Origin of the sequence: Bartonella callosciuri, from assembly GCF_014203215.1 — a bacterium.
Taxonomy (GTDB): domain Bacteria; phylum Pseudomonadota; class Alphaproteobacteria; order Rhizobiales; family Rhizobiaceae; genus Bartonella; species Bartonella callosciuri.
This window is the reverse complement of sequence record NZ_JACHIM010000001.1, coordinates 82,385-93,942: the sequence shown is the minus strand read 5'-3', so window position 1 is coordinate 93,942 and position 11,558 is coordinate 82,385. Positions and strand designations below refer to the sequence as shown.

Annotated in this window: 12 protein-coding genes and 1 pseudogene; 11 read left to right on the top strand and 2 right to left on the bottom strand. The window is 38.0% G+C overall.

All coding sequences use genetic code 11. The features are described 5' to 3' along the window. The first annotated feature begins 192 nt into the window (after positions 1-192). Positions 193-712 (top strand): annotated as a pseudogene (locus HNQ69_RS07695) (flagellar biosynthetic protein FliO). A gap of 53 nt (positions 713-765) precedes the next feature. Here HNQ69_RS07695 and dksA read toward each other — a convergent pair. Both dksA and HNQ69_RS00415 read right to left on the bottom strand, forming a co-directional pair. Then, positions 766-1,182, bottom strand: a complete 417-nt coding sequence (dksA, locus tag HNQ69_RS00420; protein WP_183228153.1) for an RNA polymerase-binding protein DksA — start codon at positions 1,180-1,182, stop codon at positions 766-768. Between the two features lie 323 nt (positions 1,183-1,505). After that, positions 1,506-2,039, bottom strand: a complete 534-nt coding sequence (locus HNQ69_RS00415; protein WP_183228152.1) for a flavin reductase — start codon at positions 2,037-2,039, stop codon at positions 1,506-1,508. Positions 2,040-2,183: 144 nt separating this feature from the next. Here HNQ69_RS00415 and rpe point away from each other — a divergent pair, with 144 nt between their 5' ends. From rpe to HNQ69_RS00365, 10 genes are all read left to right on the top strand, one after another. Continuing rightward, complete coding sequence (gene rpe / locus HNQ69_RS00410; RefSeq protein WP_183228151.1) at positions 2,184-2,858, top strand: ribulose-phosphate 3-epimerase; 675 nt, start codon at positions 2,184-2,186, stop codon at positions 2,856-2,858. Positions 2,859-2,867: 9 nt separating this feature from the next. Continuing rightward, positions 2,868-4,175 (top strand): adenylosuccinate lyase, encoded by a 1,308-nt coding sequence (purB, locus tag HNQ69_RS00405; protein ID WP_183228150.1) that lies wholly within the window; start codon positions 2,868-2,870, stop codon positions 4,173-4,175. 64 nt (positions 4,176-4,239) lie between these two features. Beyond that, a complete protein-coding gene (locus tag HNQ69_RS00400) occupies positions 4,240-4,788 on the top strand; it encodes an RBBP9/YdeN family alpha/beta hydrolase (RefSeq protein ID WP_183228149.1) in 549 nt (182 codons plus the stop codon). Between the two features lie 371 nt (positions 4,789-5,159). Continuing rightward, the gene (purC, locus tag HNQ69_RS00395; protein ID WP_183228148.1) at positions 5,160-5,924 is read left to right on the top strand and encodes a phosphoribosylaminoimidazolesuccinocarboxamide synthase; all 765 of its coding nucleotides are present in this window, start codon (positions 5,160-5,162) and stop codon (positions 5,922-5,924) included. A 90-nt stretch (positions 5,925-6,014) separates the two neighbouring features. Beyond that, entirely contained in the window at positions 6,015-6,254 is a 240-nt protein-coding gene (purS, locus tag HNQ69_RS00390) for a phosphoribosylformylglycinamidine synthase subunit PurS (protein WP_183228147.1), read from the top strand. Between the two features lie 11 nt (positions 6,255-6,265). Continuing rightward, the gene (gene purQ, locus HNQ69_RS00385) at positions 6,266-6,940 is read left to right on the top strand and encodes a phosphoribosylformylglycinamidine synthase subunit PurQ (protein ID WP_183228146.1); all 675 of its coding nucleotides are present in this window, start codon (positions 6,266-6,268) and stop codon (positions 6,938-6,940) included. Between the two features lie 302 nt (positions 6,941-7,242). Further along, positions 7,243-9,453 (top strand): phosphoribosylformylglycinamidine synthase subunit PurL, encoded by a 2,211-nt coding sequence (purL, locus tag HNQ69_RS00380; protein ID WP_183228145.1) that lies wholly within the window; start codon positions 7,243-7,245, stop codon positions 9,451-9,453. A 65-nt stretch (positions 9,454-9,518) separates the two neighbouring features. After that, a complete protein-coding gene (locus HNQ69_RS00375; protein WP_183228144.1) occupies positions 9,519-9,752 on the top strand; it encodes a BolA/IbaG family iron-sulfur metabolism protein in 234 nt (77 codons plus the stop codon). A gap of 98 nt (positions 9,753-9,850) precedes the next feature. Further along, positions 9,851-10,183 carry a Grx4 family monothiol glutaredoxin gene (gene grxD, locus HNQ69_RS00370; protein WP_183228143.1) on the top strand — a complete coding sequence of 111 codons (333 nt, stop codon included), beginning with the start codon at positions 9,851-9,853 and terminating at the stop codon, positions 10,181-10,183. 73 nt (positions 10,184-10,256) lie between these two features. Further along, positions 10,257-11,507, top strand: a complete 1,251-nt coding sequence (locus HNQ69_RS00365) for a multidrug effflux MFS transporter (RefSeq protein ID WP_183228142.1) — start codon at positions 10,257-10,259, stop codon at positions 11,505-11,507. Positions 11,508-11,558 lie beyond the last annotated feature (51 nt).

The following is an 11,558-nucleotide window of genomic DNA, read 5'->3' as shown; positions in this document are numbered from 1 at the left end:
CTTATGCCACAAATTACCTCCATAATCATTGTTATGGAGTACATGCCAGATAATATTCTCCCGAAAACAATCCTTCAATGTTAAAAAGAGTTTTTCTTATATTACAAATATTATAAGAGAACCTTTTAAGGCTATGTTTACAAACTTATCTCAATAAAAAATAATATTTCCATTTAAAATGGGAGAAATTTTATGTATGTCTGGTTATCAAATAAAATAGGTATATCCGCAGCGAATATAAACACAAGCTTTGTGTTTTGCACAATAACAATCACGGCTATTGCCAAAATTCTTCTATTTTACACCGTTTAAATACAGGAAGATTCAAAATCAACAGAAAAAAATAGCCCTCGCGATTAACTCTCTGTGATGCAATTTCTTATCGATCGGACACGTCATTTTATTATAGTACGCTGTGATGATAAAGAGCGTTTGCTTCTTATTGGCGGATTAACAGATGTTGTTATAGAATTCATATTACCAATACGCCTATTACACAAAAGAGAGAGACTCAGCCAATATTAACAACAAAAACCAACCAAAGCTCAGACTCTACAGAAAAAAGATCCTCTTCCGTAAGTGCAAGAGAGCATACGCAGGACAATAGCCCTACCCCATTTATATGAATCAAAACGTAGAAGGCTCAGCAATCAGTGCAGAAATTGAAGGACGACAAGAGCCATCTTTATTTATCCCTGCTGCAAAAAAATAAAATGCATAATTTCAGCACTGTGTATTTTATTTTGTGCATCATCCCAATCGATTTTAATCGTCACGATAAACTTTTTCTCGCCGTTCGTGGCGTTCCTGTGCTTCCAACGATAAGACTGCAATCGGTCGAGCCTCAAGACGTTTGATACTAATAGGTTCACCAGTTTCCTCACAAAAACCGTAAGTCCCATTATCGATTCGTTCCAAAGCAGCATCTATTTTTGAAATGAGTTTTCTCTGACGATCACGAGCACGTAATTCAATTGTACGATCAGTTTCGCAAGACGCTCTATCAGTCAAATCGGGTTGGCCAACACTCTCTTCCTGCAAGTTTTCTAAAGTCTCACGCGCTTCTCTTAATATATCATTCTTCCAAGAAACCAATTTAGCACGAAAATATGCCTTTTGTCGCTCATTCATAAAAGGCTCATCTTCACTAGGGTGATATTGATCATCAATCTCTTCGCTCATGCCATAAAAACCTCCAATATATGGTATGTGCGGTCTATATATTGTGCAATATCCATGAACACAAGTATAAAATACTTTTTTATATCTGCCTACAGATAGACTTAACACCGTTGTTTAATTAACTGCTTTTATAGCATGTGCTTCTCTTGGCATAACGACTAACCCGATCTCCTCCATATCTCTGTCTCCGATTATTGCTACAAACCTATAAAAGAGGAAATATAGATATTCAGTGTCATGTGGAATAACCTTACTCAACGATTGAGTTAAACCACAAACCTATTAACAAAAATTGCTTTAAATATGCCCAAAAATAAAAATCCTTACAAAGGTAAAGTGTGATATTTACGACTTAAATACATCAAAGCGTCTTTTTCTTTATTATGATTGATCGCAACAACTTCACCAATCAAAATATAATGGGTTGCATGTTCATGCCAACAAATCAAACGACAATCAAAAGACGCTAATGCACCCAACAAATAAGGTGCACCAGTTTGTAAAGCCCCCCATTCTGCTCTATCAAAACGTTCATTTTGTGTAAAATCACCACGCTTAGAAAAAATATCTGCCAATGAACGATGTTTTCCTGACAAACTATTAACACAAAAGTTCCCATTCTGCATAAAAAGCTGATTCTTAGGATTATGCCGCATGAGGCAAACAAGAAGTGTTGGGGGATCATCAGATAAAGAACAACACGCTGAAACTGTCACCCCACGTCTTCCCCGAATTCCATTTGTCGTCACAATATGTACAGCTCCTGCAAAATGACTCATAGCGTCGCGATATTCTTGTGAAGAAACAGGACTATTATATTGAAGTTTAGGCATTAAATATGTTGTATGATTTGGCATATTTTTTCACTTGTACAGCTTTAAAATTTTAAATGATCTTTCCACGAAATATTTATCACACATATTTTTTCTTTTACGTCATAACACAAAAGATATTTTAATATACAGAACTACAGAATAGAAACAGTCTCTAAAGGAGATTTTATGCCCCATTCTCACCTCATTTCACCTTCACTTTTGGCTTCTGATTTTTCCAAACTTGGTCAAGAAGTATCAGATGTTATTGATGCCGGTGCAGATTGGCTCCATCTTGATATCATGGATGGCCATTTCGTTCCTAATATCACTTTTGGCCCTGATATCGTCAAGGCACTCCGCCCATTAACCAAAGCAATATTTGACGTTCATTTGATGATCACACCGGCAGATCCTTATCTTGAAGCTTTTGCAAAAGCGGGTTCAGATATTATAACCATTCACGCTGAGGCAAGTCCTCATCTTCATCGTTCAATACAAATAATCAAAGCAATGGGAAAAAAGGCAGGAATTGCAATCAATCCGAGCACGCCAGAACATGTACTTGAGTATTTACTTGATCAATTAGACCTTATTCTGATCATGACCGTTAATCCTGGCTTTGGTGGACAAAGTTTCATTCCAGAAATGAAACATAAAATCAAACGTGTTAAAAGCATGATTGCCAACAGACCTATTGATCTTGAAGTTGATGGTGGTATCACAGTTAATACAATCGGGATAGCTGCAAAAGCTGGTGCAAATGTCTTTGTCGCGGGTTCTGCAATTTATAAAAATGGAAACAAAGAACTTTACAAAACACGCATTAACGCATTGCGCCAAGCTGCAATTCTCTCACAATAAGGAAAAATCATGATAGAACGTTATTCCCGCCCTGAAATGGTAACAATTTGGTCAGCAAAAACGAAATACCGTATTTGGTTTGAAATTGAAGCATATGCCTGTGATGCCCTAGCTGAACTGGGAATTATTCCAAAAGAAGCAGCAAAAATCATTTGGGAAAAAGGAAAATCAGCCAAATTTGATGTCGATCGCATTCATGAAATTGAGGCAATCACCAAACATGATGTTATCGCATTTCTAACCCACTTAGGTGAATTTATTGGACCAGAAGCACGCTTTGTCCATCAAGGTATGACATCATCAGATGTTCTAGACACAACATTTAATATTCAATTGATGCGCGCCAGTGATATTTTGCTAAAAGACATAGACCAACTTCTTAAAGCATTACAAAAACGTGCTTTTGAACATAAAGAAACTATCACGATTGGACGCAGTCATGGCATTCATGCTGAACCAACAACATTTGGAGTCAAGTTTGCTCTTGCCTATGCTGAATTTTCCCGTTGTCGCCAACGCCTTCTTGCAGCACGTGAAGAAATTTCTACTTGCGCTATTTCAGGAGCCGTAGGAACTTTTGCAAACATTGACCCACGCGTTGAAGAATATGTAGCAAAAGCATTGGGTATGCGTGCCGAACCCGTTTCCACCCAAGTTATACCACGTGATCGTCATGCTATGTTTTTTGCAACACTTGGGGTTATTGCCTCATCTATTGAAAGATTAGCCGTAGAAATACGCCATCTACAACGAACAGAAGTTCTTGAAGCAGAAGAATATTTCTCACCTGGGCAAAAAGGTTCATCCGCTATGCCTCATAAACGTAATCCAGTTTTAACAGAAAATTTAACGGGATTAGCGCGTATGGTGCGTGCCTTTGCAATACCTGCCATGGAAAATGTTGCACTTTGGCATGAACGTGATATTTCTCATTCATCTGTTGAGCGCTTTATTGGTCCTGATGCAACCATCACACTTGATTTTGCCCTTGCTCGACTCACATCCGTTATTGAAAATTTAATTGTCTATCCAGAAAATATGCAAAAAAATCTCAATAAATTTCGCGGGCTTGTTCATTCGCAACGCGTACTTTTAGCACTTACACAAGCCGGAATGAGTCGTGAAGATTCTTATCGGATTGTACAACGAAATGCGATGAAGGTCTGGGAACAAGGAAAGGATTTTTTAGAAGAATTGCTCAACGACAAAGATGTTACAAAAGTCTTAAGTGAAGCAGAACTTCGCGAAAAATTTGATCTCTCTTACCACACCAAACATGTCAACACGATTTTTAAACGCGTTTTTGGGAAGAGATAAAAAGAGGCAGAGATATTGTCCTCTACTTCTGACGCAAAACTTGTTGTAATGAAAGAAATAATTCATGAAAGCAAATCAACTCGATATTCTTATTGTTCCTGGCTATAAAGGATCTGGTCCTGACCATTGGCAAACAAGATGGGAAAAAAAATTGTCTACAGCCCGCCGCGTTCAACAAACCCATTGGTCAAAGCCTGTTTTTGAAGAATGGGTTGATAAAGTTAAAGCCGCCATTGCACAGGCTCAAAAACCCATTGTGATTATTGCCCACTCATTAGGAGTCCCCACAGCTATTCATGCAACGCTCCAAAACGCAGAAAAAGTTTGTGGCGCTTTTTTTGTTGCGCCTCCAGATGTAACCAATGAAAAAATACGCCCCAAACATTTAATGACATTTGGTCCTTATCACTGTAAAAAACTATCTTTCCCTTCTGTCGTCATAGCTAGCCGAAACGATGCGTTTTGTCACTTCTCAGTAGCGGAAAATCTTGCCAATGCTTGGGGAGCACTCTTTGTTGATGCAGGGCAATCTGGACACATTAATGCAGAGTCTGGGCATGGACCTTGGCCTGAAGGTCTAATGGTTCTCTCACATTTTCTTGCAAAAATTTAATTTGAGGGAGATAATTTCCTCACTTTATTATCCAACCGCAATAGGGAATTTTGTCAAATGCTCAGTAGCGGGGAATTTTGTCAATGACTGGCAAGTACTTTGTTCCTAACATTGAGAATGTCTGACCATACCAATGTAGAGTCTGGGTATAGACCTTAGTTTGAAGGGCGAATGGTTCTCTTGCATTTTCTTGCAAAAATTTGCTCCAATAAGGATATTCTTCTTCACTCTACCTCCATTCCCTCCCTTTGCAAAACCACAATGCTAAAAATCATAAGAAGTTTTATACCAGTCATTGAGAATTTTTACCAATTAGGATAGTATTATTCATCAATATTATTTAAAACCTCTCAAATTAATAGAGAATCATAATGAATCGTCGTAACCGTATTTATGAGGGCAAGGCCAAAATTCTATATGAGGGACCTGAGCCAGGGACCTATATTCAATTTTTTAAAGATGATGCAACTGCCTTTAACGCAAAAAAGCATGAAATCATCGACGGGAAAGGGGTTTTAAATAACCGTATTTCAGAGCATATTTTCAGCCATCTTAGCCGTTTGGGTATCCCAACACATTTTATAAAGCGTATAAATATGCGCGAACAACTCATTAAAGCCGTTGAGATTATTCCATTGGAAGTTGTTGTTCGTAACGTTGCCGCTGGTTCTCTTTCTAAGCGTTTGGGGTTAGAAGAAGGAACTGCCCTTCCCCAGTCTATCATTGAGTTTTATTATAAAAATGATTCTCTTGACGACCCAATGGTGACTGAAGAACATATTACAGCCTTTGGATGGGCTGTTCCCCAAGAAATAGAAGATATTATGCAACTTTCAATTCGTATTAATGATTTTCTTTCTGGGCTTTTTGCAGGTGTTAATATTCAACTTATTGACTTTAAAATGGAGTTTGGTCGCTTATGGGAAGATGAAACGATGCGCATCGTTCTTGCTGATGAAATCTCGCCTGATTCTGCCCGACTATGGGATATGCAAACACGAGAAAAAATGGATAAAGATCGTTTTCGACGCGATATGGGAGGACTTATTAATGCTTATCAAGAGGTTGCAAAACGTCTTGGTATCATCAATGAAAATGAACCTCCACGACCAAGTGGTCCAGTTTTAGTAAAATAAAAACGAACTAGGTGACATTATATCACCTTCCTTTATATTAGTGAGTACACCTCTTCAAAGAAGAGGGATTCTATTAACAGGAAAGAAAAAATGAAAGCACGCGTTACAGTTACTTTAAAAAACAGCGTTCTTGACCCACAAGGAGAAGCAATTGTTGGTGCTTTAAAGAGTTTAGCTTTCAAAGGCATTCACTCCATTCGCCAAGGAAAAGTTTTTGATATTGTGCTCGATGATCCGTCTGCTGAAAACGCAAAGGAGAAACTTGGAAAAATGTGCGAAGAATTACTCGCAAATACTGTGATTGAAGATTACACAATAGAACTTCTTTAAGTGGAACTTCCATGAAAACTGCCATCATTCAATTACCCGGACTAAATCGCGATCGAGATATGGTTGCAGCACTACATCACATAACAGGAGTTGAACCAATTAAAATTTGGCAAACAGAAACGACAATCCCAAATGATATAGATGTTATTGTCATTCCTGGTGGTTTTTCTTATGGTGACTACTTAAGATGTGGTGCGATTGGCGCACGAACACCTGTCTTACAAGCCGTTCGTGAGAAAGCACAAAAAGGTGTTACAGTAATGGGCATATGCAATGGATTTCAAATTTTGTTGGAAACTGGTTTGTTACCCGGTACTTTAATGCGTAACACTTCATTAAAATTTGTTTGTCGTGAAATAAAACTTGAAGTGACGAACGCCAACACAAAATTTTCTCGGTATTATTCTAAAGGACAAATTATTCATTGCCCTGTTGCACATCACGATGGAAATTACTTTGTTGATAATGAAACATTAAAACAAATGGAAGATAATGAGCAAATTGTTTTTCGCTACGCAGAAAATACAAACCCTAATGGTTCGATAAATGATATTGCTGGTATCATCAATAAAGCTGGTAATGTTCTTGGTATGATGCCTCATCCTGAAAATTTCATTGAACCAGCACATGGCGGTACCGATGGTCGTTTACTTTTCCAAAGTACTCTAGAATTGATGAATAGTTGATAACAAAGAAGGGATTGTGTTGTCTAACTGTTTTAATAAAGTCAAAAATCTGCATCATCCTTCACGCAGTAAATTTAAACACTTTAAGGGTATAATGGGTATTATTTCTCTAAACAAAAAAAGATTTATTCAAAAACCATCTCTGGTTTTTGAATTTACTAGGCAAATAGCTAGATTTCATGTGATAGTTGATAGTTTATGAAGTGCTGCGTTATCAAACAATGCAGTACTTATGATCTAAGCTGCTAGATTTAAAACAATAAAAATGCTAAATCTCGATTAATTTTACGGATAAAGTACTTATGAAGCCTTGCAATAATGTCGCCATTACACCAGAATTAATTACACAACATGGCCTAAAAAATGATGAATATCAACATATCTTAACCTTAATTGGGAGAGAACCGACATTTACTGAGCTAGGAATTTTTTCTGCAATGTGGAACGAACATTGTTCTTATAAATCATCAAAAAAGTGGCTAAAAACTCTCCCAACAGAAGGAAAATGTGTCATTCAAGGGCCTGGTGAAAATGCCGGTGTTGTTGATATCGGTAAAGGTCAATGTATCGTTTTTAAAATGGAAAGTCATAATCATCCCTCCTACATTGAGCCTTATCAGGGTGCGGCAACAGGTGTCGGAGGTATTTTGCGTGATATCTTTACAATGGGTGCTCGTCCTGTTGCAGCCATGAATGCATTGCGATTTGGATCTCCTGACCATCCTCGAACACGCCATCTTGTTGCCGGTGTCGTTTCTGGAATTGGTGGCTATAGTAATTCTTTTGGCGTCCCAACTGTTGGTGGAGAAGTAAATTTTGATGAGTGTTATAATGGCAATATCCTTGTTAACGCTTTTGTCGCTGGTATTGCAAAGACAGACTCTCTTTTTTATTCTAAAGCACACGGAGTAGGACTTCCTGTTGTTTATCTTGGAGCAAAAACAGGACGTGATGGTGTCGGTGGAGCAACAATGGCTTCTGCTGAATTTGACGATTCAATCAGTGAAAAACGCCCTACCGTTCAAGTAGGTGATCCTTTTACGGAAAAATGCCTTCTTGAAGCTTGCTTAGAACTCATGGAGCTACGAGCTGTCGTTGCTATTCAAGATATGGGGGCTGCAGGTTTAACATCTTCCGCCGTCGAAATGGGTGCAAAAGGAGATTTGGGAATAAAGCTTAATCTTGATCAAGTTCCCGTTCGTGAAGAAAACATGACAGCCTATGAAATGATGCTTTCTGAAAGTCAAGAGCGCATGCTTATGATACTTAAACCAGAGCTGGAAAAACAAGCAGCAGCAATTTTTCATAAATGGGGGCTTCATTTTTCCATTATCGGCGAAACAACCGATGATTTACGTTTCCGTGTGTTCCATCAAGGAGAAGAAGTCGTCAATCTGCCCATCAAAGAACTCGGTAATGAAGCGCCTGTTTATGATCGTCCTTGGAGTGAACCTCCCCAAAAACCTGTTCTTAAAATAGAAGAGGTTGAGAGGGTCGAAAATCTTGGTGAGGCACTCCTTACATTATTGCGTTCTGCTGAGCATAGTTCACGGCGATGGGTTTATGAACAATATGATACACTTATCCAAGGAAATACCCTTGTTGGTCCAGGAGGTGATGCAGGAGTCATCCGTGTAAGCAATAATGATAAACGTGCCCTTTCCTTTTCTTCCGATGTGACACCTCGCTATTGTGGAGCTGATCCTTATGAAGGAGGAAAACAAGCCGTTGCAGAATGTTGGCGAAATATCAGCACGACAGGCGCAATGCCGCTAGCAGCTACAGATAATCTCAATTTTGGTAATCCAGAAAAACCTGAAATTATGGGACAATTCGTGTCCGCCATTAAAGGCATAGGTGAAGCTTGTAGAGCCCTCGACTTCCCTATCGTTTCAGGTAATGTCTCTCTTTATAATGAAACAAACGGAGAAGCAATTCTCCCTACCCCCACAATCGCTGGTGTCGGTCTTCTCAACGATTGGTCTAAAATGGTAACAATCAGTGGGATGCAAAATGGAGATAGGATTGTTTTGATTGGAGCTCACGGTTCACATTTAGGGCAATCAATCTATGCACGTAACATTTTGAATATTAGTGCAGGTGCCCCCCCCCACGTGGATTTGCAACTTGAAAAAAAGCATGGAGAATTTGTTCGAAATGTCATTCATCATGGTTTTATTCATGCTGCTCATGATCTTTCTGACGGAGGATTAGCCATTGCACTTGCTGAAATGGTCATTAAAGCAAAGAGAGGAATTAAAGCCAAATTAAGCAATACATTACCACACCATGCAGAGCTTTTTGGAGAAGACCAAGCGCGTTATCTCTTAGCCGTAAAACCTCATGCCCTCAACAATCTTAAAGAACTTGCACAACTAAACGCGATTTCTTTAACAGAACTTGGTATTGTTGAAGGCAACTCGCTCGATATAGATGGGATACTAACACTTTCACTCGACAAACTCATACAAGCCTATGAAAGCTGGTTTCCACAATTTATGGGTGAGGAATAAAGCGTTATTCGTTTCTCTTGATTTGTGCTAATCTTGGAAAAATAAATAAAGAAAGAAAGATAATCATGGCAATGAGTGCCCACGCAATTAAAACGCTTATTCGCAAAGGGATTCCCAATGCAACCGTGAAAATTCGTGATCTTGCTGGCGATGGCGAGCATTACGCTGCAGAAGTTACTTCTGAAAGTTTTCGCGGTAAAAGCCGTATCCAACAACATAAAATGGTCTATGATGCTCTTAAAGGCAATATGGGAAACGACCTTCATGCATTAATGTTGCAAACGAATATTCCAAAATAGTTTTAAAATTTCTTCTTGCATTCATTCATCCAATACGATTAGAAAATAGCGTACGTGTAAACACATACTTGCAAACTCTTTAATATCGAGGAATAAAAATGACCGCTATTCATGATTTTATTGAAAACGAAATTAAAAAAAATGATATCGTTTTATTCATGAAAGGAATACCCGAAGCTCCACAATGTGGATTTTCAGGACAGGTTGTTCAAATCCTTAACTATTTAGGATTAAATTATAAAGGAATTAATATCCTAACTTCTAATGAATTGCGTCAAGGAATTAAAGACTATTCAAATTGGCCAACAATTCCGCAACTCTATATCAAAGGTGAGTTTATTGGTGGCTGTGATATTGTAAAAGAGATGTTTCAAAATAATGAACTACAAGAACTGTTAAAGGAAAAAAACATTCTCTGCAGTAAATTATAGAACCTCTTTATTTTCTTCAGAACTTTAGAGAGCTGTGTTCAGTCGAAATTTTTACTTTAAGGAGGAGGGCTGTATGTTATATTCAATCGACGAACAAACGCATAGTAACACGATTAGAGAAAAAATTGGTTATAAAGAGTTTGTCATTCTCATGGGTGCGCTTATGGCTATCAATTCCATAGCCATTGATATTATGCTACCGGCGATGCCTGACATTTTGAATAGCTTACGTGCTATCAATAAGAATGATCAGCATTATATCATTTCTAGTTATCTTATTAGTTATGGAATCACACAAATATTTTTTGGTCCAATAAGTGATCGTTACGGACGACGTAAAATTATTCTCATTGGTCTTGCTTTTTATTCATTTCCAGCGATTATTTGTGCCTTTGTATCCAATTTTTCTTTATTACTTATTTTACGTATCTTACAAGGTATAGGAGGTGCCGCTATGCGCGTACTCACAGTTTCTATTGTACGTGATGTCTATAACGGTCGAAAAATGGCAGAAGTTATGTCTATTGTTATGATGATTTTTCTTATTGCACCGATGATTGGCCCAGCGACGGGACAGAGTATTTTACTTCTCGGACACTGGCAATTTATTTTTGTATTTATGGCAATTATTGGTTTTGGATTGATGATTTGGATTCAACTACGATTGCCTGAAACGCTTTATACGCAACGTTCTCTTTCTTTTTCTTCAATCAAACATAATTTATGGATTGTCATAACCAACCGTATAACACTCTGTTATACACTAGCCTCCTCTATTGTTTTAGGCTGCATTTTTACTGCCATTAATACATCACAGCAAACCTATGAAGGAATCTATCGTCTAGGGTTTTGGTTTCCTGTTGCTTTTGCAATCGGAGCCGCATTTCAAGTTGTATCATCTTTCTTTAATTCTCAGCTTGTCGGACGCCTTGGGATGCGACGTATTGCTCACAGCATGCTTTTGCTCTTTTGTGCTACTTCATGCATCTGGTTTATTGGATCAATCTCGACAGGTGGTTCGATTTCTTTCCCTCTTTATATGATTCTATACTGTATACTAATGTTTACATGTGGTGGCATGATGGCTAATTTTAATACAATTGCTCTCGAATCCGTAGGAGAAATTGCCGGAACAGCATCTTCAGTATCTGGTTTTCTCCAAACATCTATTGCTACAGCCCTTAGTTTTTTTATTGCCCAACAATTTAATGAAACAACAATTCCTAATTCAGCAGGATTTTTCTTTCTTAGTCTCATTGCTATACTTCTTGTCTTATGGGCTGAGCATGGACGTCTTTTTATACAGCATAATAAACCTGCATAAATGCTGCTATAAAAAGCTTAAAAATATCCTTGACAGAACTGTAATGAAATA